We start from the raw sequence: 22,618 nt of genomic DNA, 5'->3' as shown, positions 1-22,618 counted from the left end.
AAGATGAGGATCGACGAAAAATGCATTCGGCAGACTGAAGCGGAAATGGCGCGCTTGAAGAAGTGCTTGAGCGAGGCTTTCGGAAAGCGCGCCAACTCTCCGTCTGCTCGGACTGCCTGGAAAGCGGCCGCGGAAGACTTTCATCGCTATGAAAGCCCCGTGTTCGCGCTGTGGAGCGACGAAGCGCGGGATGGGATTCTGCAAGGCAAGGGCGCGTGGCGCGAGGGCGCGATGCTTTACCTGGAGTTGAGCCCGCGATTCCACCGGTCCGGCTATTTGCGCGATCGGCTGTGCCACCTGCTCAAGCGGTGCGAGTTGTCCGGAAAAGAGCGGGGCGAACTTCGAAGAATCCTGCTTGAAACATTGGTCCGAAGGCCCTCGACGGGACGATTTCGTCACGATTGCCAGCTTGCGGGCCGATGTGCCGACGACGCGTTCACAGCGCGCGTTCGCGAGCTGGCGACGCGCAAAGATGGATGGACGCGCGGACGCGCACAACGAATGCTGGACGTCGTCGAGCAGAACAAAAAGCTGTGGAGCACCGAATCATGAAGAACAACATGACTGGCCATGCGGAGATCAAGCTGCATGCGCTCGCGCTGAAGGAAGAGGCCGAGGTGGCCGCACTGCGCGAAACGCTGCAGAGCGTCGGCTCGGGCTTCGAGTTCGCTGTCTACGGCGTCGCTGCGGATGTCGATGACGTCGGCGAAGCGCACCATCGTGCAGCCCTGCGTCTCTTGTGCGATGACATCGCCGCGTTCGCCGAGCGCTACCGGCAGGACGTGATCGCGCGCGATCCTTCGCTTGCTGCAAAGCTGAGCACGAGCCTTGCGTTCGATGTCGACGCCGCGCGCGCCACGCCGCTCGATGCGTCCGCAGTGATCGCCGCCGAAAGCTTCGCGCCGCTGCACCGCGTCGTGTACACACGCGATCTCGCAACGGTCTCGTGGTTCGAATGGTTCTGCCAAGCCTTTGGCGATCCGCCGTACACGTTGCACGTTGCCGATGAAGCCGAGCGGGCCTCACTGTTCCCGCGCTTCTGCCGATGCACGGGGCTGCTGCCAGGCGAGGGCGTCGTCGTGCTCGATTGGGTCGGCGACCCGGAGCGCCAACCCGAACGCAGCACCTGGAGCGACTACTTCGACGACGGCAAGGAGTGGTGGGGCATCTGGTGCTTTACCGTGTGGAATCCACGCCGACGCACATTGGCCGTCGCGATAGCAAGCCAGACAGATTGACCGACAGACAGACAAGACGACAAACAACAACGAGATTTCGAATCATGCAGAAAGAAGAACAACAGGAGTTCCTCCGCTCCGCGCACCCCATCGACCCCGCCATGCGCGAGGAGATCATGGCCAACCTGCGCGCCATCGAAGCGCGCCACGACGTCACCGTCCTCTTCGCCTGCGAATCCGGCAGCCGCGGCTGGGGCTTCGCTTCGCCCGACAGCGACTACGACGTGCGCTTCATCTACGTGAACCGCCTGCCGTGGTATCTCACGGTGACGCCGCGGCGCGACGTGATCGAGGTGCCGATCAGCGGTGACCTCGACATCAACGGCTGGGACCTGCGCAAGGCGCTGGGCCTGATGCGCGAGTCGAACCCTACGCTGCTGGAGTGGCTGCGCTCGCCCATCGTGTACCGCGACGACGCAGTGGCGATGCCGCGTTTTCGCGCGCTCTCGGAGGCGGTGTTTTCGAACGCGCGCGCGTGGCACCACTACAGTTCGATGGCGAAGAAGAACTTCCGCGAGCATCTGCAGGCCGACGAGGTGCGCTACAAGAAATACCTCTATGTGTTGCGCCCGCTGCTGGCCGCGCGCTGGATCCGCACGCAACCCGGCGTGCCGCCGATGCGCTTCGCAGACCTGGCGCAGCACACGCTCGATGCAGTGCGCGACGCCGCGCTCATCGACGAGATCAACGCGCTGCTCGAGGTGAAGATGCGCGCCGGCGAAGCCGCGACCAGCCCGCGCTGGCCCGGCATTCACGCGTTCATCGAAGCCGAGCTGGCGGCCAACGCCGCGGAGCCGATCACGCCGCTGCCGCAGGCTGAAGAGGCAGGGCTCGATGCGTTTCTTTGCGAGACGGTGCAGCGCTTCGATGCGCCCGCGCCGTCCATCGCACAGGAAGGAGGCCGCGCATGATCGAACTCGACGGTTCCCAAGGCGAGGGCGGCGGCCAGATCCTGCGCACCAGCCTCGCGCTGTCGGTGGCGACGGGCCAGCCGCTCGCCATCGAGAAGATTCGCGCGGGCCGCGCCAAGCCCGGACTGATGCGCCAGCATCTCGCGTGCGTGAAAGCCGCGGCCGAGATCAGCGGTGCGCTGGTCGAAGGCGCGGAGCTCGGTTCGCAGTCGCTGAGCTTCGCGCCCGGCCCAGTGCGCGCGGGGGACTATCGCTTCGCGATCGCCAGTGCGGGCAGTTGCATGCTGGTGCTGCAGACTGTGCTGCCGCCGCTTCTGCTGGCCGGCGCGCCAAGCACGGTGCACCTGAGCGGTGGCACGCACAACCCGATGGCGCCGCCGTTCCATTTTCTGGAGCGCGCCTTCGCGCCGCTGGTGCGGCGTCTCGGTGCCGACTTGCAACTGACACTGCGCCGCTGCGGTTTTTACCCGGCGGGTGGCGGCGAGGTCGAGGCGACGATCGTGCCCGCTTCGGGCGCGCTGCAGGCTTTCGACCTGATGGCGCGCGGCGCGCAACAGTCGGCCCATGCTGAATGCCTGGCACCGGGCCTGCCGCGCCATGTGCCGACGCGCGAGCTCGACACGCTGGGTGGCGCGATGGGATGGTCCGGCGAGCAGCTGCGCTTCGGTACGGCGCGGCAGAACGAAGGCCCGGGCAATGCGCTGATCGCCACGCTGGCTTACGAACACGTCACCGAGGTGTTCACGGCGTTCGGCGAGAAGACGCTCAGCGCCGAGCAGGTGGCGCATGGATTGGTGAAGGAACTTCGTTCGTTCCAGAAGAGCGAAGCGGCCGTCGGCCCGCACCTGGCCGACCAGCTCGCGCTGCTGCTGGCGCTCGCTGCGTGGCAGAGCCGCAAGCCCGCTGCATTCACCTGCAGCGAGGTGACGGAGCACACGCGCACCAACTGCGCGGTGATCGAGCGCTTCCTGCCGGTGCGCTTCGCGATCACCGATAGCCGCGCGGCCTCGACGGTGCAGGTCTCGCCGTCCTGATGGAAAAGGAAGACGTCCGCTCGCTCAGGCGAGCGGCGTCGCGTTGGCGTACAGGCGCAGCAGCATCGCGCGCAGCGTCTTCACCTCAGCCGCGCTGAAGTCCGAGGTCGCCACCGCTTCGTAGTGCTGCGCGAGCGGGATCAGTTCGCAGGTCAGCGCCAGGCCGCGTTCGGTCAATGCAATACGCACGGCGCGCTTGTCGTTATCGCATTTCTCGCGCGCCATCAATTCATGCTCCACCAGCCGGTCGACGATGCGCGAGAGCGCCGACAGGTCGGTGGAAGCGTGGGTTGCCAGTTCGGACAACGTCTGCCGCGGCGTGTGCTGCAGCGATGCGCACACGCGCCATTCGCTCAGGCTGAGCCCGTAGGGCTTCAGCGCCTTCGCAAAGGCATTGCCCATGCGGGCGCCGGCGCGCGCCAGCAGGAACGGGATGGCCTTTTCGAGGTCGTGATCTTGTGGAAGGGTTTTCATCTAGACGTACTTGATTATTCAAGTATATAGTCCGCCGCAATTACTTGAATAATCAAGCAAAAACGGAGACGACCATGAACCTGGAACCCACGCGCCGAGGCGCCATCGCGGTGATGCTTTTTCTTCTCTCGGCGGCACCGTTGGCCCACGCGCAGGGCGCGGCTGCCAAGTGGCCGACCCAGGCCGTGCGCTTCGTGGTTCCGTTCCCCGCGGGGTCGGCGCCCGACGTGTTGATCCGCCACGTGGGCGCCAAGCTCGGCGAGAAATGGGGCCAGGGCGTGATCGTCGACAACAAGCCCGGCGGCAGCGGCGTGATCGGCATGAACGCGATCCTCGCGGCGCAAAGCGACGGTTACACCTTCGGCTTCGTGCAGGGCTCGGCCATCTCGGTCGCGCCGAGCACGATCAAGGGCGTGACCTATGACTTCAACCGCGACTTCGTGCCGGTCACGCTCGCGGCGGTCGCGCCCTTCATGCTCGCGGTGCCGGCGAACTCTCCCTACAAGACGCTGGCCGATTTCGTCGCCGCCGCGCGTGCCAAGCCGCAGGGCATCGAGGTGGCCGACAACGGCCGCGGCACCGCGCCGCATCTGGCTTCGGCATTGCTGGGCCTGCAATTGGGCGCGCAGTTCCTCGAAGTGCACTACCCCGGTGGCGCGCAGGCCATGCAAGCGACGCTCGGCGGCCAGACCCAGATGATGGTCGAGACCTACAACGTGGTCGCGGGCAATGTGCAGGGCGGCCGCATGCGCGTGCTGGCCAGCATGGGCGATCGCGTCGAGGCCGGGCTCGAATCGTTCCCGCTCGCGAGCAAGACGGTGCCCGGCGCGGTGGCGCACGGCTGGTTCGCGGTGATCGCGAAGAAGGGCGTCGACCCGCTCGTGCTCGCCAAGCTCAACAAGGACATGAACGAGGCGCTGCTGCTGCCCGACGTGATCGCCAAGTCGCGCGAGCTCGGAACCTACCCGCGCCCCGGCACCCCCGAACAACTGGCGCGCTACATCGCCGACGACCGCAAGACCTGGCAGGACGTGCTGGACAAGCTCAACATCAAACCGGAGTGAATTCCCAATGACCCATATGGCCCCCATGAAAAACAAGATCGCCCTCGAAGAGCATTTCGCGATCGACCTCACGATCGCCGACTCGCAGGTCTACGCCCGCCCCGAGGTGTGGCAAGGTCTCAAAAGCAACCTGCTCGATTTCGAGCAGCAGCGTCTCGAGAAGATGGACGAGTGGGGCACCGAGTTCTCGATCCTCTCGCTCAACTCGCCGGCGGTGCAGGGCATCCCCGACGCGAAGCGCGCCATCGAGGTGGCGCAGCGTGCCAACGATGTGCTGGCCGAGCAGGTCAAGCGCCACCCCACACGCTTCGGTGGATTCGCCGCGCTGCCGATGCAAGACCCCGAAGCCTCCGCGCGCGAGCTCGAGCGCTGCGTGAACCAGCTGGGTTTCCACGGCTTCCTTGTCAACGGCTTCTCGCAGGTCGGCGACGAGAACATCGTCGTCTACTACGACGACGCGCGCTTCAACGATTTCTGGACCGCCGCCGCCGCGCTGAAGAAACCGTTCTACATGCACCCGCGCGATCCGCTGCTGGCCCGCGAACCGATCTACGACGGCGCGCACTGGCTCACCGGCCCGACCTGGGCCTTCGCGATGGAGACGGCCATCCATGCGCTGCGCCTCATGTCCAGCGGCATGTTCGACCGCCACCCCGCGCTGCAGATGATCCTCGGCCATTTCGGCGAAGGCATTCCGTTCAACATCTGGCGCGTCGATCACATCCTGCGCAAGGGTCGCCGCGGCATGCCCTGCGACAAGGAGATCGGCGAGTACCTGCGCAGCAACGTGCACATCACCACCAGCGGCAACTTTCGCACGCCGACGCTGCTCTCGACGATGCTCGAAGTGGGCTCGGACCGCATCATGTACTCGGTCGACTACCCGTTCGAGAAGCACGAGGATGCGGCCCGCTGGTTCGACACCTGCGAGATCAGCGAGAACGATCGTCAGAAGATCGGCCGCGACAACGCCCGCAAGCTCTTCGGCCTGAAGTGACATGAGCACGCAGAAAGACACCCGCCCCGTGCTCGTGGCCGGCGGCGGCATCGGCGGCCTCGCCGCTGCGCTGGCCTTGGTGCGCGAGGGCTATCGCGTGAAGGTGATCGAGCAGGCGAGCCAGATCGGCGAGTTTGGTGCGGGCATCCAGCTGAGCCCCAACGCCTTCGCGGCCTGCGATGCGCTCGGCGTGGGCGAGCACCTGCGCGCCAAGGCGGTCTACGCCGAAGAGATGGTGATGTTCGACGCCATCGATGCGAAGCGCGTGGCGAGCATTTCTCTCTCGGACCAATTCCGCGCGCGCTTCGGCAACCCCTATGCGGTGATCCACCGCGCCGACATCCACGGCGCGCTGCTCGAAGGCGTGAAGCAGACGACCGATGGCATCGAGTTCCTCACCTCGACCAAGGTCGTGCACATCGAGCAGGACGACCACGGCGTGACGCTCATCGACGCAGCGGGCGGCCGGCACGAAGGCCAGGCCGTGATCGGCTGCGATGGCGTGCGCTCCGCGGTGCGCCAGCAGTACGTGGGCGACGGCATCCGCGTGTCGGGCCACGTCGTGTTCCGCGCGGTGGTCGACACGGCCGAGTTCCCCGAGGCGCTGCGCTTCACCGCGCCCTGCATCTGGGTCGGGCCCAACTGCCACCTGGTGCACTACCCGCTCAAGGGTGGCGACAAGTTCAACATCGCCGTCACCTTCCACAGCGACCAGCCCGAGGAATGGGGCTCGATGGACGGCGACCCGGCCGAGGTGCAGCGCTACTTTCGACCGACCTGCGAACAGGTGCAGCAACTGCTGCGCATTCCGAAAGCATGGAAGCGTTACTCGACGGCCGACCGCAACCCCATCGAGCAATGGACCTTCGGCCGCGCGACGCTGCTGGGCGATGCGGCGCACCCGATGGTGCAGTACCTCGCGCAGGGCGCCTGCACCGCTTGCGAAGACGCGGTGACGCTGGGCCTTGCGCTGCGCCGCGAAGGTGGCGACTGGCCCGGCGCGCTCGCGCTGTACGAGCGCTCGCGCGTTGCACGCACTGCACGGGTGGTGCTGTCTGCGCGCGAGATGGGGCGCATCTATCACGCCAAGGGCGTTGAACGGCTGGTGCGCAACAGCATGTGGAACGGTCGCCCGCAAGAGCGCTTCTACGACGCCCTCGAATGGCTCTACGGCTGGACGGCCGCGACCTGCCTCGACGACTCGGCCGTGTGAAGGCAGCCCGAACCCGCCGTGCGACGGCGGTGCGCCACGGCGGGGCCCGGTGGAAAACTCCTTTCCACCCGCGCGGTTGAACCGCCCTCGGGGCGGGTAGACACTCGCCCGCACCTTTTCACGAAAGATCGAGCGATGCCTGTCCAATCCTTCGTCTACAACAGCGCGCCCCAGCGCGTGGTCTTCGGCGCGGGTTCGCTGCAGCACCTGGCGCGCGAGATCGATGCGCTCGGCGCTCGGCGCGCGCTGGTCCTCTCCACGCCCGAGCAGCGACCGCAGGCCGAGCGCATCGCCGACATGCTGGGCGCGCATGCGGCCGGCGTGTTCGACCGGGCCGTGATGCACGTGCCCATCGAGACCGCGCGCGAAGCGGGAGAAGTGGCGCAGCGCCTGGGCGCCGACTGCGCCGTGGCCATCGGCGGCGGCTCGACCACCGGCCTCGGCAAAGCCATCGCGCTCGATTCGGGCCTGCCGATCCTTGCGATACCGACCACCTACGCGGGCTCCGAGATGACGCCGATCTACGGCATCACCGAAGCGGGCATGAAGAAGACCGGCAAGGACTTCAAAGTGCTGCCGCGCACCGTGATCTACGACCCCGAACTCTCGCTGACCCTGCCCGTGGACATGAGCGTGACGAGCGGCATCAACGCCATCGCGCATGCGGCCGAAGGGCTCTACGCCATCGATGCGAACCCGATCATGGATCTGATGGCGCAAGAGGGCATCGCCGCGCTGGGCCGCGCGTTGCCCGCGATCCGCGCCTTTGCAGAGGACGCGGCCGCGCGCAGCGATGCGCTCTACGGCGCATGGCTTTGCGGCACCGTGCTCGGCAACGTCGGCATGGCGCTGCACCACAAGCTGTGCCACACGCTCGGCGGCAGCTTCAACTTGCCGCATGCCGAGACCCACACCATCGTGCTGCCGCATGCGCTGGCCTACAACGCCGCTGCTGCGCCCGAAGCCATGGCGCGCATCGCGAAGGCGCTGGGTGGAAGCAACGCGGCACAGGCCGTGTTCGACCTCGCACACGACAACGGCGCGCCTGTCGCGCTGCGCGACATCGGCATGAAGGAATCGGACCTCGATGTGGCCTGCGCACACGCGCTGCAGAACCAGTATCCCAATCCGCGCCCGCTTGAGCGCGATGCGATTCGTGCCTTGCTGCAGAACGCGTGGGAAGGTGCGCGGCCCTGAGCCGGGCCGCAGGCAAGTTCTCGATTACAGGCCGGCCTGGCGGCTGAACGACACGGCAGGCTTCTTGTAGGCCGAAGGCACCTGGTCGCGATAGAAGGCACGCTTGTCCAGGCTTTGCAGAGGGTCGTGCGCCGTGGCAACGGCTTCCTCGCGAACGCTGCTGCGGTCGCGCGTCGAGTTGGAGATCGCCACGCCCTCGGCGGCAGCGTCCGAATAGATGTTGCCGCTGCGTGCAGCCGCCACGGCTTCCGTCTGCACATCGGCGCGGGCCGCGGCCGAGGTGACCGCGTGCACGCCTTCGTAGGTTTCGGCATGTGCGGCACCCGCTGCGCCCAACATGGCGAATGCGGCGGCGGAAAGAGCGATGAGTTGCTTGGTGTTCATGATGAAAGTCCCTTCGGATGAATGCTGTGTGGACGGCGGACATTCGTCGTTGCCACGGGATGCAGTGTGAAACCGCATCGTGGTTCGCGCTGTGCGTTTGCGCACCGCTTTCGTCAACTACCCGGGAAGAACTTGGGTCTGCGGATACAGCACTTGAAGCGGCTCGGAGCGGCCTCGCACGGTGAGCGTTTCGCACGCGCCCAGCGTGTCCGCGACGCCGGCCTGTTGCGCCGCGAACAGCGAGACGACGAGGCGCGATGCGGCCGTCTTCGAATGGTCCTGCAGGCGGCTCGCGGTGTTCACCACTTCGCCGATGGCGGTGAAGGTGGTGGTCTCCAGGTAGCCGACTTCACCGACCGCCGCACGCCCCGCATGCAGGCCCATGCCGAAATCCATGCGCTGGCCGAACTGCGCCTCGAAGCCTTCGCTCCATGCGTCCATGCGCTGGGCGATGAGGGTGGTCGCGCGCAGCGCCTGCTTGCACGCAGTGGGCAGGTCGCAGTCGAGTCCGAAGATCGCCATCACGCTGTCGCCGATGAACTGGTTGGGCACGCCGCCGCTCTCGCGCACGGCCGCGCCGACGGTGGCGAAGTAGCGGTCGAGCACATAGGCAAGGTCGAAGGGCCACTGCCGCTCCGAGAGGCCCGACCAGCGGCGCAGGTCGACGAACAAGACTGCCACATCGCGTTCGCGCCCGAAGCTGCCGACCGGTGCGGGACGGCCTTCGTTGGGCAATGGTGCAAAGAGCGGCGTGACCTCGATGTCGCCATGCGGGCGCAACTGGCAGGCAAGCCGCACGTCGGCCGGCGCGCGCACGCGCTCGAGCGTGCGCTGTTCGTCGCGGCCCGGCTCGCCGATGTGTTCGGGCGCGCCGACCACGCGCACGCGGCAGGTGGAGCAGCGCGCGCGGCCGCCGCAGATCGACACATGCGCGATGCCGTGCGAACGGCTCGCCTCCAGCACGCTCCAGCCGCGCGGCACCTGCACCGTGCGGTCGGGATAACGCAGCGCGATGGACGGCTGTCGCGACAGGCGCGCAAACCAGTTGCGTCCCCAGCGCGCCGAGAGCAGCGCGAGCAGCGCCAGTACATAGAGCCACTTGAGGCTCTGTTCGGCTTCACCGAGGGATTGCGCCTGCGCAGCCGTAGGCACCGGCACGGTCGGCACGCCGGTCCACTGGAACTCGCGGCCGATCGAGACGAAGCCCATTGCCGCCGTGAGCGGCAGCACCACCGCAAAGGCCAGCAGCAGGTACGAGAAGCGCCGGTAGGTCGGCTTCGCCCGCAGCGCGAAATGCAGGCCGAGGCAGCCGTGCGTCCAGGCCGCGGCCATCATCCCGAGCTGCGCGGCCGCGCCCTGCCAGCTCCACAGGCCCCAGACCACGCGAACATAGGAGCCATTGACCCCGTAAGCCTCGTAGGCACCGCGTATGGCTGTCAGGTGGGTGGCGATGAGCAGAGGCAGCGCAAAGCCCAGCAGCACGCGCAGTGCCTCCAGCGGCGGCATGCGCAAGGTGCGCCGCTCCCACAGCGCGACCACGGCCAGCGCCAGGTGCGTGAAGGCGGCACCGTACAGCAGCACCGTGCCCGGCAGGCTGTGCCAGAACGCCTGTGCTACCCGCAGCACGCTCTCTGCGAGGGCGAAGGAATAGATGCCCAGCGAATGGTTCAGCAGGTGAACCGTCACATAGCCCATCAGCACCAGCCCGCTCGCCCAGCGGAGATTGCGCCGTGTGGGCGGTCTCAGCGAAAAAGGGGAAGAAGGGGGTGGCGGGGAACGTCTGTCCATGAACGGGTTCGAAGCGGCACCCGAGCATAATGCGCGCGCCCCCACCGACCGGCATGGCCACACCCGAACCCACCCCCCGCTCCAGCCTCGCGCTGCGCCAGATCGCGCTGCTCGAAGGCCTCTCCGACCAGCGCCTGGGCCTGCTCGCCCAGCAATGCCTGTGGCACAGCGTGGAGGCCGGCAAGCCGCTGCTCCTGCGCGCCGAACAGCAGGGCGAGGTGTTCCTGCTGGTCTCGGGCCGGGTGCGGGTGACGACCTATTCGGCCAATGGCCGGCAGGTCACCTTCCGCGATGCCGAGGCCGGCCAGTACTTCGGCGACATCGCCGCCATCGACGGCGGCCCGCGCTCCGCCGACGTGGTGACGCTGGAGCCCAGCGTGGTCGCCAGCCTCGACCGTCCCGCCTTCATGGCGCTCCTGCGCGACGAGCCGCTGGTGGCCGAGCGTGTGATGCAGCGGCTCGCGTCACTCGTGCGCCAGCTCTCCGAACGCGTGATCGACCTGAGCACCCTCGGCGTGCAGAACCGGCTGCATGCCGAGCTGCTGCGCCTGGCGCGCACCGCCGGCATCGAGGGCAACCAGGCGCGGCTGGAGCCGGCTCCCAAGCACGCGGCGTTGGCCAGCCAGATCAGCACGAACCGCGAGCAGGTCACGCGCGAACTCAATGTGCTGGTGCGCAGCGGCGTGCTGCGCAAGGACGGCAAGGCCTTGCTGGTCGCTGACGCCGCCCGCCTGGAGTCGATGGTCTCGCAGGTGCGTGGCGACGCCGGCTGACGCCGAAGATCAGTTCCAGCGTCCGTTCGTCCCGCCGACGCTGAAGCGGCCCGCGCCCAGCAGCACCACGGTCAGCGCGCCGAACAGGTACAGGCCCTGCAGTTCCAGCGCCCAGCCGCCCTGCTTGGTCAGCGCGAACAGGTCGGCCATGTGCACGAGGCCGAGGGCCACGATCATGTTGATGACGATCACGCCGGCGGCGGCGCGGGTCCAGAAACCGGCCAGCAGCAGGAGCGGCGCGACGATTTCACCGACATACACGAGGTAGGCGATGCTGCCCGGAAGCCCCGCCTTGGCCAGCATGCCGCCGATGAAGCCGACGCCGGCCGACAGCTTGAAGATGCCGTGCAGCAGCACGAGCACGCCGATGGTCACGCGCAGCAGCAGCTTGCCGGCATCGTCCAGCGCGGCGGGAGAGGGCGATGAGAGCGACGACGATGCGAGCGGCGCGCGCGAGGTGTTGGCGGTTGTGGTCACGGCAGATCCTTGGAGCTTGAAAAAGGAAGGGTCCGCCACGGAGTGCGGCGGTTGCGGTTCCAGTGTGCGGATCTGCCTGAGAGCGGGATGTGCGTAAACGCACATCTTTGGGTGAAAGGCGCCAACCGCATCGACCGCTCGCACTGAGGGCCACAACCGTTCGGGCTGAGCTTGTCGAAGCCTTGCGCGGCGCTTCGACAAGCTCAGCGTGAACGGTTGGTCAGTCTTCGGGCGCAGCGGGCCGTCAATGGGCGCCGAAGTGGCTTGTCCACTTGCGCTCGTACTCCATCTTCTGGAAATGCGCCGCCATGAAATCGATGAAGCTGCGCACCTTTGCCGACAGGTGCTTGCGGCTCGGGTAGGCCAGGTTGATCGTCAGGTGCGGCAGGTCCCAGTCGTCCAGCGTGGGCACGAGGCGGCCGGCCACGATGTCTTCATAGACGATGTAGGTCGGCTGCACCAGGATGCCCATGCCGTCGAGCGCGGCGGCGCGCAGCACCTGGCCGTCGTTCGATTCGAGCAGGCCGGTGACCGAGACCGTGTGGGTCTCGCCCTTGCGTGTGAAGCGCAGCTCGTTGGGGTTGTTGGCGTGGGTGTAGATCAACAGCTTGTGGCGCTTGAGCTCGTCCAACGTCTTCGGAAAACCGTGCTGCGCGAAGTAGCGCGGCGACGCCGCGAGGACGCGCCGCGTCTCGCCCAGCCGGCGGATCGTGACGTTCGAATCGGGCTCGTACTCGCGGGTGCGGATCGCCACGTCGATGTTGTTGTCGATCAGGTCGAAGTAGCGGTTGGCCGCTTCCACGTGCACCGTCACGCCCGGGTAGCGCTGCGTGTAGTCGCGCAACAGCGGCGCGATGTGGTGGATCGAGAACGAGAGCGAGGCGGTGATGCGCAGCACGCCGGTCGGGTTGAGCGCGGTGGCGTTCACCGTCGACTCGGCATCGGCGAGGTCGGCCAGGATGGTCTTGGCGCGTGCACAGAATTCGCGGCCGGTGTCGGTGAGGTACAGGCGCCGCGTGTTGCGCTCCACCAGCCGCGCGCCGAGCCGGGCCTCGAGCGCGCTCAGGTGGCGGCTCGCGGCGGCGTTCGAGAGGCCCAGCGCCTCGGCCGCGCGGCTCAGGCTGCCGGCATCGGCAATCTGCACGAGCAGGGCGATTTCGGTCCAGCGGTCCATGGCGGGTGTGTGTCTCCGGGGGGCTTGGCTTGTAGTGGCTGATTCCAGCTTTTCTTGCCGAGCCACCGAGCCGATGATTCTAGGAGGCCGTCCGATGCGACGCGTTGGCCAGAGCGCACGCGAAAAAAAGAGGGACCGTCGCCGGTCCCTCCTTGCTTCTTCGTGCCGTCCGCGCAGCGGGATCAGCCCAAGAGGCCGTGCAGGATGTTCGTCACCGGCGACACCGCGTGTTCGACCAGGCTGGTGATCGGGGTCACCACCTCGGTCACCAGCGGAGTGACCGCTTGCCCGACACCTTCCACCACGGTGGTCACAGGCGCGAGGGTCGAGCCCGCGCCGGCCAGGATGTCGGTCACGGGCGCCGTGGCACCGGACACCGCGTGCGTCACGCTGGCCGCGACCGGCTCGATGGCGTCGGTGAGCGAGGAGACCGGCTCCAGGATGTTGGCCGCCGGGCCGTTGCCGCCCAGCAGGCCGCCGAGCAGGTTGCCGACGAGGCCGTCCTGGCCGAGGACACTGCCGAGGAGGCCGCCGTCCCCGCCCAACAGGCCGCCGACGATGCCGTCTTCGCCGAGCACGCCGCCAAGGAGACCACCGTCGCCGCCGAGCAGGCCACCGACGATGCCGTTTTCACCGAGCACGCCGCCAAGGAGACCACCGTCGCCGCCCAGCAGGCCACCGACGATGCCGTTTTCACCGAGCACGCCGCCGAGGAGACCACCGTCGCCGCCCAGCAGGCCACCGACGATGCCGTCTTCACCGAGCACCCCGCCGAGGAGGCCACCGTCGCCACCCAGCAGGCCGCCGACGATGCCGTCTTCACCGAGCACGCCACCGAGCAGACCGCCGTCGCCGCCCAACAGGCCGCCGACGATGCCGTTTTCGCCGATCACGACGCCAAGGAGACCGCCGTCGCCGCCCAGCAGGCCGCCGACGATGCCGCCTTCGCCGAGTACACCGCCGAGGAGACCACCTTCGCCGCCGAGCACACCGCCCAGGAGGCCGTCGTCGCCCAATACGCCGCCGAGCAAGCCGCCGTCGCCGCCGAGGACGCCACCCAAGAGGCCGTCGTCACCGAGGAGGCCGCCAAGGAGACCGCCCTCGCCACCGAGCACGCCGCCGAGGAGACCACCGTCGCCACCGAGCAATTCGCCGACTACGCCGTCGGGTCCGAGCAGACCGTCCACGACCCCACCTTCGCCGAGCAGACCGCCGGAGAGACCTTCGCTGCCCAGGAGGCCGGCAAGCGCGCCGTCTCCGCCGAGCAAACCGCCGACGAGTCCGTCGTCGCCAAGCAGGCCGCCCACCAAGCCGTCATCACCCAGCACGCCGCCGAGGAGCCCGCCTTCACCGCCGAGCAAACCGCCCAGCAGGCCGTCGTCGCCCAGCACGCCGCCGAGGAGCCCGCCTTCACCGCCGAGCAAACCGCCCAGCAGGCCGTCGTCACCCAGCACGCCGCCGAGAAGCCCGCCTTCACCGCCGAGCAACCCGCCCAGCAGGCCGTCGTCACCGAGTACGCCGCCGAGGAGACCGCCTTCACCGCCGAGCAACCCGCCCAGCAGGCCGTCGTCACCGAGTACGCCGCCGAGGAGACCGCCTTCACCGCCGAGCAGGCCGCCCAGCAGGCCGTCGTCGCCCAGGACACCGCCGAGGAGACCGCCATCGCCGCCGAGCAAGCCGCCCAGCAGGCCGTCATCACCCAGGACACCGCCGAGGAGATCGCCATCGCCGCCGAGCAAGCCGCCCAGCAGACCGTCGTCACCCAGAACGCCGCCGAGGAGGCCGTCGTCACCGAGCAACCCGCCCAACAAGCCTTCATCGCCCAGCAGGCCGTCCAGCAAACCGTCGTCGCCCAGCAGGCCTTCGAGCACCTGGCCGACCACGCCGTCGTCGCCGATCAAACCGTCCACCAGGCCGTCGATGCCGAGGCCGGTGGTCACGCCGCCGAGCAGGCCCTCGCTGCCCAGCACGTTCTCCAGGATGTTGCCGACCGCATCGGTCAGGTAGTCGACCTGGCCGATCAGCGAGTCGATGAGCGCATCCGTCAGGCCGTTGCCCAGCAGGCCGTCGACCACGGGGGTCAGCACACCGCCGATGTCCACGAGCACGTTCTCGACCGTGTCGTCCACCGGGTCGAATTCGTTCGGATCGTTGGCCGTGAACTCGTTGCCCGCGATCGGCGAGAGCACGTCGTCCACCAGGTCGGTCAGGCCGTCGACGGTAGGCATCAGCGATCCCAGCGTGCCGGACGAACTGGAAACGGCCCGGCCCGGGCCGCTGTTGCCGCCCAGCCCGAGGAGGTCGTCCAGGGCCCCGATCAGATGGCCGGCGGCGCCGTCACCCGGATCGAGCAGGTGGTCGGCGTCTGCATCAGCGTCGGCATCTGCATCTGCATCAGCGTCCGCATCTGCGTCAGCGTCAGCGTCGGCATCCGCATCGGCGTCTGCATCGGCATCTGCATCCGCGTCGGCATCTGCATCTGCATCTCCGTCCGCATCCGCGTCGGCATCTGCATCCGCATCGGCGTCCGCGTCGCCTTCGCCAATGCCCGGAGCGAGGAAGGAAACCCCGCCGCCGCCGTCGCCGCCGCCGCTCAAGGCGGCGCCGAGGGCAATAGCGCCCAGCGCGCCGAGCGCGAATTCACCCAGCCCGATGCCGCTGCCGCCCGCGGCCTTCTTGGTCACGGCCACGGCGGCGGCGTCCGCATCGCTGTCGGCCGGTGTGACTTCCAGGTTGCCGGCAGCCACATCCACATTCACCTGCTCCAGGCCGCCGGGCAGCTTGGTCGATCCGATGGTGGCGTCGGTACCGCCCTCGAAGACGCCCGAAAGCGGCGCCTTGTTGGCGGTCGAGCCGGGGAACAGCACGTTGGCATGGCCACCGTCGGGAACGATCACGCGGTCGCCGGCCATCAGGCTCTGGCTGCCGTCGACCGGAATCCGCACGCCGTCGCGCACGACCACCGTGCCGGGCGTGGCGTTGGACAGCGAGCCCAGGCTCACGGGCCCGGTGGGCGCCGCCGTCGTCGCGGCCGCACCCATGGGCGCGATCGGCGTGACGTTGGCTTGGGCGAGGACCACGGGGGCCGCACCGTTGTCGGCAGCAGCTGCCGGAATCGAGCCGATAGGGGCTTGGGTGGTTGTGATCATGGCGACCTCCTCGAGGAATAAGGAGACACAAAGCGCAACATGCGTGCCGCCCGCGGGCCAGGTTCCCGAGTCACCCGCCACAAGCAAGGTATGTGGTTGATTTCAAAAGACTTTTTCGCCCCGAGAGGAGCTGGCCGCCATCGGTGCCGCGAGCTGCTTTCGGTGTTTGTTACGTAACGTGGCGCACTTTGTTTCCGGAACGCCGACCGCATCGATGGCTCCCGGAATAGATCGCCGAACTCGAACGCAAGCGCGGCCAGTCCGTTGCCGGGCCGCATCCGCGATGCTTGCGCAGCTCCTCGTTCTGGCGCTGCTCCATGTCGGCTTGCAATCTGCGGCGAGCGATCGAAGCATGGCGGGCATCAGCGTGGAGGGGCGCCGACCGGCCGACCGGGCTTCTTCTGCCTGTAGCGCCAGCTCCGCGTCCCGGCGTTGCCGCGAGCCGTGCCTGGGCCGCCTCCGCGAGATCGCACTCGCTGTGCATCAACCCATCACGCGCGTCGCGGTGCTGTCCAGCTTCGGCGGCGTGGCGAAGGTGTGGAAGGGCGCGGGCGAGGGAACTTCCCATTCCAGGCCCTCCGCGCCTTCCCAGGGCTTCGCGGGTGCCGGTGCGCCGCGCTTGGCCATGGCCGGCAGCACGATGAAGAAGAGGAAATACGCCTGTGCCAGGCCGAACACCGCGGCGCCGATGCTGGCGACGTGGTTGAAGTCGGAGAACTGCATCGGGTAGTCGGCATAGCGCCTGGGCATGCCCGCCAGCCCGAGGAAATGCAGCGGGAAGAAGCCCACGTTGAAGCTCGCGAGCGACACCCAGAAATGGATCTGCCCGCGCCGCTCGGCATACATCACGCCGGTCCATTTCGGCGACCAGTAGTAATAGCCCGCGAACATCGCGAACAGCGAGCCCGCCACCAGCACGTAATGGAAGTGCGCCACCACGTAGTGGGTGTCGTGCAGCTGGATGTCGATCGGCGCGATCGACAGGATCACGCCCGAGAGCCCGCCGATGGAGAACACGAAGATGAAGCCCAGCGCGAACAGCATCGGCGTCTCGAAGCTGAGCGATCCCTCCCACATCGTGGCGATCCAGTTGAACACCTTCACCGCCGTCGGCACCGCCACCAGCATGGTCGCGTACATGAAGAACAGCTGGCCGGTCACCGGCATGCCGGTGGTGAACATGTGGTGCGCCCACACGATGAACGAGAGGATCGCGATGGAGGCCGTCGCGTACACCATCGAGGAGTAGCCGAAGAGCCGCTTGCGCGAGAACGCCGGCACCACCTGGCTGATGATCCCGAAGGCCGGCAGGATCATGATGTAGACCTCCGGATGGCCGAAGAACCAGAAGATGTGCTGGAACAGCACCGGATCGCCGCCGCCCGACGGCTGGAAGAAGCTGGTGCCGAAGTGGCGGTCGGTCAGCAGCATCGTCACCGCGCCCGCGAGCACCGGCATCACCGCGATCAGCAGATAGGCGGTGATGAGCCAGGTCCAGCAGAACATCGGCATCTTCATGAGCGTCATGCCCGGCGCGCGCATATTCAGGATGGTGACGATGATGTTGATGGCGCCCATGATCGAGCTCGCGCCCATGATGTGGACCGCGAAGATGCCGAAGTCCATCGCCGGGCCCATCTGCAGGCTGAGCGGCGGGTACAGCGTCCAGCCCGAGGCGGCCGCGCCGCCGGCGCTGAAGAAGGGCGCGACCAGCATCACCGCCGCGGGCGGCAGCAGCCAGAAGCTGAAGTTGTTCATGCGCGCGAAGGCCATGTCCGAGGCGCCGACCTGCAGGGGCACCATCCAGTTCGCGAAGCCCACGAAGGCCGGCATGATCGCGCCGAACACCATCACCAGGCCGTGGATGGTCACGAACTGGTTGTAGAGCTCGGGATTGAGCAGCTGCAGCCCCGGCTGGAACAGCTCGGCGCGGATGCCCAGCGCGAGCACGCCGCCGACCATCAGCATGGCGAGGCTGAACAGCAGGTAGAGCGTGCCGATGTCCTTGTGGTTGGTGGCGAGCACCCAGCGGCGCCAGCCGAAGGGCATGGCGTGGTGCTCGTCGTGTGCGTCATTCGCGTCGTGCGTGCCATGTGCGTCGTGGACGCCCGGTGCTGCGGGGTGAACCGGATGGGCGGGGCCGGGAAATGTGCTCATGTCGAGGTCTCGTGCGAAGGAAGATGTAACGTGGCCGCGCGCGCGCGGCGCAGGCTGCGGCTGAATTCGGCCGCGAAGCGGTGCCGCTGCGCCTCGGCGGCATAGGTACCCAGCGGCACGCGCAGGCCGCCGCCGCAAAGCACCGGCGGGCGCGAGCCGGCCGCATCGTCGCGGGCCGCTTCCAGCCAGGCCCAGCAGGGGTCGAAGCGGAAGGTCTGCGACCGCAGGCCCCGGGTGGCGTGCACTTCGAGCGAGCCCGGCGTGAGCACGATGCGTTCGCCGTCGATCGCATGCATCGCATGCACCCAGGCCGCGGCGGCCAGCGCCGCCACTTGGAAGGCGCAGAAGCACAGCACCAGCGGATAGCCCGCGGCGCAAAAAGCGATGCCCACCATGGCGACGACAGCGGCGAGCGCGCCGATGTGCAGCATGAAGCTGCGCGGCGACATGGCGCAGTTGCGCTGCAGGCGCCATTGAACGCAGGCGCCGTCGCGGATGTCGCCGTCGGGCATGGGCTTCTTTCTGTGGTCGCTTTGGAGGCGAGGACGGAATCGGTGGCTACCAGGCGGCAATCGGCATGCCCGCCGCAATTCGCATGGGCGGTAAGCAGGCGGATGCAGGTGACACAGGGTCCTGCGCGGCTTTGCCGAAATGGCATCGCTTCAGTGCGGCAAGCGCGCCGCCAGTCCTGCTGCAAATTTTTCCGCGAGACAGCACCTACAGCAGAGGTGTCCGAACGACGACACCGGCGCTGCCTGCGTATGGGACTGTCGCTGGCAGTCGATGGCCCACGTCGACCACGTTCCATGTTTCACGTTCGCGCACGACCTTGGAGATATCGATGAACACCGGCGATCCGGAAGTCAGGCACAGCACCGCGTCGCAAGGGCATTCGGAGCCCGAGCATCCACCGGCAGGCGCGGCGACGCTCTGGCGGGACGCAGTGCGCACCGGCCTTGTGGGGGGCGCCGTCGCGAGCGTGGCCTCGACGCTGGCGCTCGCGTGGTGCGGTCGCCGCGAAACCGGCAGCAGCGCGGCGCCGACCAACGCGACCAGCCAGTGGCTGTGGGGCCGCAAGGCGCTGGCCGCCCGGCAGCCCTCGTGGCGGCACACGGCGCTGGGCTACGCGATTCATCACGGCACCGCGACGTTCTGGGCCGTGCTGCATGCGGGGCTCCATGCCAGGCGCCCGCCCGCGGCCTCGCCCGGCGCAGCGATCGCCCGCGCCGCGGCCACGGCGGCCACGGCCTTCGCGATCGACTACACCATCACGCCCCGGCGGCTCCGGCCGGGCTTCGAGCACCACCTGTCCCCGCGCGCGATGGCGATCGTCTATGCCACCTTCGCCCTCGGGCTGGCGTGTGGATGCGCGGTGGCCGAGCGTGGACGCCGCCGCTGAAACACAGCGCGCTGCCGCGCCAGGAGGCGCACGCGCCGCGAGGATCGTGATCGTCGGCGCGGCCGGCTTTCTGGGGCATGCACTGGCGGAGGCATTCGCGCGGCGGGGTGCCCGGCTGGTCTGCACGGCGCGCGATCTCTCCAGCGCCCGGGAGCGCGCCGCCTGGCCGCAGCAGCGCACGCGCTGGCTGCGCGCCGATCTCGCAGAGGTGCCGCCGGTGTCGTTCTGGATGCCGCACCTCCTGCCCGGCGACGTGGTGATCAACGCGGCCGGCGTGTTGCGCGAGCACGCGCCGGGCGAGTTCGACGCGGTGCATCACCGCGGCCCGGCCATGCTCTTCGAGGCCTGCGAGAAAGCCGGCGCGGCGCTCGTCATCCAGATCTCCGCGCTCGGCGCCCACGCGCAGGCCGCAAGCGAATACCACCGGAGCAAGGCGCGCGCGGACGACCGCCTGCGCCGCTGCCATGTCGCATCGGCCATCGTGCAGCCCTCGCTGGTGTGGCACGAGGATGGCGCGAGCGCGCAGTTCTTCGCCGCGCTGGCGGTGATGCCGCTCCTGGCGCTGCCGGGCGGCGGACGCCAGCCCTTGCAACCCGTGCACCTCGACGACGTGGTGGCCGGCGTGCTGGCGCTGGCCGACGCCCGTCTGCCGGGCAGCCGCACCATCGCCTTTGTGGGCGCGCGCGCGGTGATGCTGCGCACCTACCTGCTGGACCTGCGCCGCCAACTGGGCCACCGGCAGCGGCCGTTGCTGCTGCCGATGCCGGAGGCCGCGTTCCGGCGTGCGGCGAGCATCGCGGGCCGATGGCGCCACAGCTTTCTGGATGCCGACACGGCCGGCATGCTGCTGCAGGGCAACGCCGCGCCGGCGGACGAATTCACCCGCTGGCTCGGCCGTCCGCCGCGATCGCACGAGCGCTTCGTCGACGCGGGCCGCGCCGAGGCGTTGCGCCGGGCGGCATGGCTGTGGTCGCTGCTGCCGGTGCTGCGGGTGGCGGTGGCGTTGGTATGGATCTGGACCTTCGTCGTCTCCATTGGCCTTTATCCGCGCGACCAGAGCCTGGCGCTGCTCGCGCGCGTGGGCGCCGGCGGCGCCTGGGCCGAACTGCTGCTCGACGGCGCCGCGCTCTTCGACCTGGCGCTGGGCATCGGAACGCTCGCGCTGCCGGGCCGGTGGCGGGCGCGGCTGCTGTGGCCCCTGCAACTCGCGCTGATCGCGTTCTACACGCTGGCCATCAGCTGGGCGATGCCGGAGTTCTGGCTCCATCCCTTCGGCCCGCTCTCCAAGAACCTGCCGATGTGCGCGGCCGTCGCGCTCCTGTGGGCCATGGACGCGCCGGGCGTCGGGCGCACGCCGGGGCGCGCGGCGTTGCGGCGTGCGGAAAGGAATCCATGGAATACCTCTTCGTGAAGTACCTGCACGTGGTGTCCTCGACGCTGCTCTTCGGCACCGGCCTCGGCTCCGCGTTCTACCTGCTGGCGACCACGCTGTCGCGCGATGTGCGTGCGGTGGCCGTGGTTGCGCGCATGGTGGTGCGGGCCGACTGGCTCTTCACCGCGACCACCGCGGTGCTGCAGCCGCTCACCGGCTTCTGGCTGGTGCACCGGCTGCAGTTGCCGCTGTCCACGCCATGGCTGAAGGCCTCGATCGTCTGCTATGTGCTGGCCATCGCCTGCTGGCTGCCGGTGGTGTGGCTGCAGATGCGCCTGCGCGACCTCGCGGCCGAAGCGGCGCGCGAGGGCACTGCGCTGCCGCCGCGCTACTGGCAGCTTTTTCGCTGGTGGGTAGTGCTCGGCGTGCCGGCGTTCTTTCTTTTTCTGGCGCTCTTCTGGCTCATGATCGCCAAGCCTGCCTTGGGCGCTTGAAGCCCCGTACCGTCCGGGAGGCCTCGGGTGCCGCAGCAGTTTCTTCTGATGTTCGTGGCAATGCCGCTTTGGCTGGCGGCGGGCGCGGCCGACTGGGCCCTGCACCGGCGCGCGCGCATCGAGGCGACGGCCGGCGTGCGCGAATCGGTGCTGCACGTGCTCATGTTCGCCGAGATGGGCGTGGCCGTTCTGGCGGTGCTGCTGCTGGAGGTGAATGCCGGCGTGCTGGCACTGTGCATGGCGGCATTCGTGGCGCACGAACTCACGGTGTACGTCGACCTGAGGTGGGCCGCGCCGCGCCGCAGCATCTCGCCGCTGGAACAGATGGTGCACAGCGTGCAGGAAATCCTGCCGCTGGCCGCCATCGCGCTGCTCGCGTCGCTGCACTGGGACCAGGCGCTGTCGCTCGTGGGCCTGGGCCGTGGGTGGGACGCGGCATCGTTCGCGCCGGTGCCGCGGCGCGACATGCTCCCGGCGGCCTACGTGGGGACGGTGATCGCCGGCGGGCTGCTGCTGGCCGGCTGCTATGCGGAGGAGCTGTGGCGCTGCAAGCGTGCTGCGGCGGAACCAAAGGATCGGTGACGGCGTGGTCACCGCTGGCATCCCGATTGCCGGGTGAACGCATCACGCAACACCAGGAAGTGGACATGACGATATCGGGATCAGCTTCGGGCAGCGCGCCCGCCGCATCGCGTGCCTCGCCGGCCGACCGCACGCCGGTGGCGAGGCAGGTGTATTTCGATGTGCTTTATCGCCGGCGCGATCCCTATGGCACGCGGCGGCGCTGGTACGAGCGGCGCAAGCGCCGGGTGCTGCTGGACGCCTTGCCGCGGGAGCGTTTCGTGCACGCGTTCGAGCCGGCTTGCGGCAGCGGCGAACTCACGTTCGAGCTGGCCGCCCGGTGCGACCAGGTGCTCGCCAGCGATTTCTGCGGCGCGGCGCTGGCCCAGGCCCGGCAGAAGGTTCACGCATTGCACAACGTCGAATTCGCCGAGCATTGCGTTCCCACGCAGTGGCCGGCGGCGGCGGGCCGCTTCGATCTCATCGTTGTCAGCGAGCTGTGCTCTTTTCTGGATGCCGCCGAAGTGGCCCATCTCGGGCAGCGATGTGCCGCCTCGCTCGACGGCGACGGCGTGCTCGTCGCCTGCGACTGGCGCCATCCGTTCGATGCGCGCGAACTGGATGCCGAGGCCGCCCATGCGCTCCTGGACACGATTGGACTGCACCGGCTCGTGCGTCACGAAGAGGAAGATTTCCTGCTCACCGTCTGGAGCCGCGACGGGCGCTCGGTGGCCCGGCAGGAAGGCATCGTCTGAACCCCAC

At 68.4% G+C, this 22,618-nt stretch carries 22 protein-coding genes; 14 read left to right on the top strand and 8 right to left on the bottom strand.

Going from position 1 to position 22,618, the window contains the following annotated elements; genetic code table 11:
• Nucleotides 1–3: 3 nt before the first annotated feature.
• From VARPA_RS25475 to rtcA, 4 genes are read left to right on the top strand one after another with little or no spacing between them, the layout of a single operon-like run.
• Nucleotides 4–552 carry a hypothetical protein gene (locus tag VARPA_RS25475; RefSeq protein ID WP_041943049.1) on the top strand — a complete coding sequence of 183 codons (549 nt, stop codon included), beginning with the start codon at nucleotides 4–6 and terminating at the stop codon, nucleotides 550–552.
• Nucleotides 549–1,238 carry a hypothetical protein gene (locus VARPA_RS30325; protein ID WP_013543472.1) on the top strand — a complete coding sequence of 230 codons (690 nt, stop codon included), beginning with the start codon at nucleotides 549–551 and terminating at the stop codon, nucleotides 1,236–1,238. The genes VARPA_RS25475 and VARPA_RS30325 overlap by 4 nt, the downstream gene beginning before the upstream one ends.
• Nucleotides 1,239–1,282: 44 nt before the next feature.
• Nucleotides 1,283–2,149 (top strand): nucleotidyltransferase domain-containing protein, encoded by an 867-nt coding sequence (locus VARPA_RS25465; protein WP_013543471.1) that lies wholly within the window; start codon nucleotides 1,283–1,285, stop codon nucleotides 2,147–2,149.
• Complete coding sequence (gene rtcA / locus VARPA_RS25460) at nucleotides 2,146–3,183, top strand: RNA 3'-terminal phosphate cyclase (protein ID WP_013543470.1); 1,038 nt, start codon at nucleotides 2,146–2,148, stop codon at nucleotides 3,181–3,183. Before VARPA_RS25465 ends, rtcA begins: the two co-directional genes overlap by 4 nt.
• 24 nt (nucleotides 3,184–3,207) lie before the next feature.
• On the opposite strand, the gene VARPA_RS25455 is transcribed toward rtcA, so the two are convergent.
• Nucleotides 3,208–3,657, bottom strand: coding sequence for a MarR family winged helix-turn-helix transcriptional regulator (locus VARPA_RS25455; RefSeq protein ID WP_013543469.1), 450 nt, complete (start codon nucleotides 3,655–3,657; stop codon nucleotides 3,208–3,210).
• Between the two features lie 74 nt (nucleotides 3,658–3,731).
• Here VARPA_RS25455 and VARPA_RS25450 point away from each other — a divergent pair, with 74 nt between their 5' ends.
• From VARPA_RS25450 to VARPA_RS25435, 4 genes are all read left to right on the top strand, one after another.
• Complete coding sequence (locus tag VARPA_RS25450; RefSeq protein WP_013543468.1) at nucleotides 3,732–4,721, top strand: Bug family tripartite tricarboxylate transporter substrate binding protein; 990 nt, start codon at nucleotides 3,732–3,734, stop codon at nucleotides 4,719–4,721.
• A 25-nt stretch (nucleotides 4,722–4,746) separates the two neighbouring features.
• Entirely contained in the window at nucleotides 4,747–5,718 is a 972-nt protein-coding gene (locus tag VARPA_RS25445) for an amidohydrolase family protein (RefSeq protein WP_041943048.1), read from the top strand.
• Between the two features lies 1 nt (nucleotide 5,719).
• Nucleotides 5,720–6,931, top strand: a complete 1,212-nt coding sequence (locus VARPA_RS25440; protein WP_013543466.1) for a 3-hydroxybenzoate 6-monooxygenase — start codon at nucleotides 5,720–5,722, stop codon at nucleotides 6,929–6,931.
• 135 nt (nucleotides 6,932–7,066) lie between these two features.
• Nucleotides 7,067–8,128, top strand: coding sequence for a maleylacetate reductase (locus VARPA_RS25435; protein ID WP_013543465.1), 1,062 nt, complete (start codon nucleotides 7,067–7,069; stop codon nucleotides 8,126–8,128).
• 24 nt (nucleotides 8,129–8,152) lie between these two features.
• Here VARPA_RS25435 and VARPA_RS25430 read toward each other — a convergent pair whose 3' ends face one another.
• Together VARPA_RS25430 and VARPA_RS25425 are read right to left on the bottom strand one after the other, a co-directional pair.
• The gene (locus VARPA_RS25430; protein ID WP_013543464.1) at nucleotides 8,153–8,512 is read right to left on the bottom strand and encodes a hypothetical protein; all 360 of its coding nucleotides are present in this window, start codon (nucleotides 8,510–8,512) and stop codon (nucleotides 8,153–8,155) included.
• 117 nt (nucleotides 8,513–8,629) lie between these two features.
• The gene (locus VARPA_RS25425) at nucleotides 8,630–10,300 is read right to left on the bottom strand and encodes an adenylate/guanylate cyclase domain-containing protein (RefSeq protein WP_013543463.1); all 1,671 of its coding nucleotides are present in this window, start codon (nucleotides 10,298–10,300) and stop codon (nucleotides 8,630–8,632) included.
• A 29-nt stretch (nucleotides 10,301–10,329) separates the two neighbouring features.
• Between VARPA_RS25425 and VARPA_RS25420 the strand changes: the two genes are divergently transcribed.
• A complete protein-coding gene (locus VARPA_RS25420) occupies nucleotides 10,330–11,073 on the top strand; it encodes a Crp/Fnr family transcriptional regulator (protein ID WP_013543462.1) in 744 nt (247 codons plus the stop codon).
• Nucleotides 11,074–11,082: 9 nt separating this feature from the next.
• Here the strand turns inward: VARPA_RS25420 and VARPA_RS25415 are convergent, their stop codons facing one another.
• From VARPA_RS25415 to VARPA_RS30320, 5 genes are all read right to left on the bottom strand, one after another.
• Nucleotides 11,083–11,550 carry a DoxX family protein gene (locus VARPA_RS25415; RefSeq protein WP_013543461.1) on the bottom strand — a complete coding sequence of 156 codons (468 nt, stop codon included), beginning with the start codon at nucleotides 11,548–11,550 and terminating at the stop codon, nucleotides 11,083–11,085.
• Between the two features lie 244 nt (nucleotides 11,551–11,794).
• Nucleotides 11,795–12,724, bottom strand: a complete 930-nt coding sequence (locus VARPA_RS25410; protein WP_013543460.1) for a LysR family transcriptional regulator — start codon at nucleotides 12,722–12,724, stop codon at nucleotides 11,795–11,797.
• 182 nt (nucleotides 12,725–12,906) lie between these two features.
• Nucleotides 12,907–15,873 (bottom strand): hypothetical protein, encoded by a 2,967-nt coding sequence (locus tag VARPA_RS25405; RefSeq protein ID WP_013543459.1) that lies wholly within the window; start codon nucleotides 15,871–15,873, stop codon nucleotides 12,907–12,909.
• 483 nt (nucleotides 15,874–16,356) lie between these two features.
• Nucleotides 16,357–18,030 (bottom strand): cytochrome c oxidase subunit I, encoded by a 1,674-nt coding sequence (gene ctaD, locus VARPA_RS25400; protein WP_013543458.1) that lies wholly within the window; start codon nucleotides 18,028–18,030, stop codon nucleotides 16,357–16,359.
• Nucleotides 18,027–18,542, bottom strand: a complete 516-nt coding sequence (locus VARPA_RS30320; protein WP_013543457.1) for a DUF2244 domain-containing protein — start codon at nucleotides 18,540–18,542, stop codon at nucleotides 18,027–18,029. The genes ctaD and VARPA_RS30320 overlap by 4 nt, the downstream gene beginning before the upstream one ends.
• A gap of 317 nt (nucleotides 18,543–18,859) precedes the next feature.
• On the opposite strand from VARPA_RS30320, the gene VARPA_RS25390 reads away from it, so the two are divergent.
• Genes VARPA_RS25390 through VARPA_RS25370 form a run of 5 tightly spaced genes read left to right on the top strand, consistent with a single transcriptional unit; the run spans nucleotide 18,860 to nucleotide 22,611 of the window.
• Nucleotides 18,860–19,429: a hypothetical protein gene (locus tag VARPA_RS25390; RefSeq protein ID WP_234974854.1), complete on the top strand. Its 570-nt coding sequence runs from the start codon at nucleotides 18,860–18,862 to the stop codon at nucleotides 19,427–19,429.
• Complete coding sequence (locus VARPA_RS25385) at nucleotides 19,365–20,840, top strand: SDR family oxidoreductase (RefSeq protein WP_080559418.1); 1,476 nt, start codon at nucleotides 19,365–19,367, stop codon at nucleotides 20,838–20,840. The genes VARPA_RS25390 and VARPA_RS25385 overlap by 65 nt, the downstream gene beginning before the upstream one ends.
• Nucleotides 20,822–21,295: a DUF2269 family protein gene (locus VARPA_RS25380; protein WP_013543454.1), complete on the top strand. Its 474-nt coding sequence runs from the start codon at nucleotides 20,822–20,824 to the stop codon at nucleotides 21,293–21,295. Before VARPA_RS25385 ends, VARPA_RS25380 begins: the two co-directional genes overlap by 19 nt.
• A 54-nt stretch (nucleotides 21,296–21,349) precedes the next feature.
• On the top strand, nucleotides 21,350–21,877 hold the full coding sequence (locus tag VARPA_RS25375; RefSeq protein WP_144299040.1) for a diguanylate cyclase: 528 nt from the start codon (nucleotides 21,350–21,352) through the stop codon (nucleotides 21,875–21,877).
• Nucleotides 21,878–21,903: 26 nt separating this feature from the next.
• Nucleotides 21,904–22,611: a class I SAM-dependent methyltransferase gene (locus tag VARPA_RS25370; protein WP_234974852.1), complete on the top strand. Its 708-nt coding sequence runs from the start codon at nucleotides 21,904–21,906 to the stop codon at nucleotides 22,609–22,611.
• Nucleotides 22,612–22,618 lie beyond the last annotated feature (7 nt).

This window comes from Variovorax paradoxus EPS (assembly GCF_000184745.1).
Taxonomy (GTDB): domain Bacteria; phylum Pseudomonadota; class Gammaproteobacteria; order Burkholderiales; family Burkholderiaceae_C; genus Variovorax; species Variovorax paradoxus_C.
This window is presented reverse-complemented; position numbering and strand designations above follow the sequence as displayed.

Coding starts and splice junctions, on each gene's coding strand:
- VARPA_RS25475 (WP_041943049.1), top strand. CDS start 4: ATGAGGATCGACGAAAAATGCATTCGGCAGACTGAAGCGGAAATGGCG.
- VARPA_RS30325 (WP_013543472.1), top strand. CDS start 549: ATGAAGAACAACATGACTGGCCATGCGGAGATCAAGCTGCATGCGCTC.
- VARPA_RS25465 (WP_013543471.1), top strand. CDS start 1,283: ATGCAGAAAGAAGAACAACAGGAGTTCCTCCGCTCCGCGCACCCCATC.
- rtcA (WP_013543470.1), top strand. CDS start 2,146: ATGATCGAACTCGACGGTTCCCAAGGCGAGGGCGGCGGCCAGATCCTG.
- VARPA_RS25455 (WP_013543469.1), bottom strand. CDS start 3,657: ATGAAAACCCTTCCACAAGATCACGACCTCGAAAAGGCCATCCCGTTC.
- VARPA_RS25450 (WP_013543468.1), top strand. CDS start 3,732: ATGAACCTGGAACCCACGCGCCGAGGCGCCATCGCGGTGATGCTTTTT.
- VARPA_RS25445 (WP_041943048.1), top strand. CDS start 4,747: ATGAAAAACAAGATCGCCCTCGAAGAGCATTTCGCGATCGACCTCACG.
- VARPA_RS25440 (WP_013543466.1), top strand. CDS start 5,720: ATGAGCACGCAGAAAGACACCCGCCCCGTGCTCGTGGCCGGCGGCGGC.
- VARPA_RS25435 (WP_013543465.1), top strand. CDS start 7,067: ATGCCTGTCCAATCCTTCGTCTACAACAGCGCGCCCCAGCGCGTGGTC.
- VARPA_RS25430 (WP_013543464.1), bottom strand. CDS start 8,512: ATGAACACCAAGCAACTCATCGCTCTTTCCGCCGCCGCATTCGCCATG.
- VARPA_RS25425 (WP_013543463.1), bottom strand. CDS start 10,300: ATGGACAGACGTTCCCCGCCACCCCCTTCTTCCCCTTTTTCGCTGAGA.
- VARPA_RS25420 (WP_013543462.1), top strand. CDS start 10,330: ATGCGCGCGCCCCCACCGACCGGCATGGCCACACCCGAACCCACCCCC.
- VARPA_RS25410 (WP_013543460.1), bottom strand. CDS start 12,724: ATGGACCGCTGGACCGAAATCGCCCTGCTCGTGCAGATTGCCGATGCC.
- VARPA_RS25405 (WP_013543459.1), bottom strand. CDS start 15,873: ATGATCACAACCACCCAAGCCCCTATCGGCTCGATTCCGGCAGCTGCT.
- ctaD (WP_013543458.1), bottom strand. CDS start 18,030: ATGAGCACATTTCCCGGCCCCGCCCATCCGGTTCACCCCGCAGCACCG.
- VARPA_RS30320 (WP_013543457.1), bottom strand. CDS start 18,542: ATGCCCGACGGCGACATCCGCGACGGCGCCTGCGTTCAATGGCGCCTG.
- VARPA_RS25385 (WP_080559418.1), top strand. CDS start 19,365: ATGCCACCTTCGCCCTCGGGCTGGCGTGTGGATGCGCGGTGGCCGAGC.
- VARPA_RS25380 (WP_013543454.1), top strand. CDS start 20,822: ATGGAATACCTCTTCGTGAAGTACCTGCACGTGGTGTCCTCGACGCTG.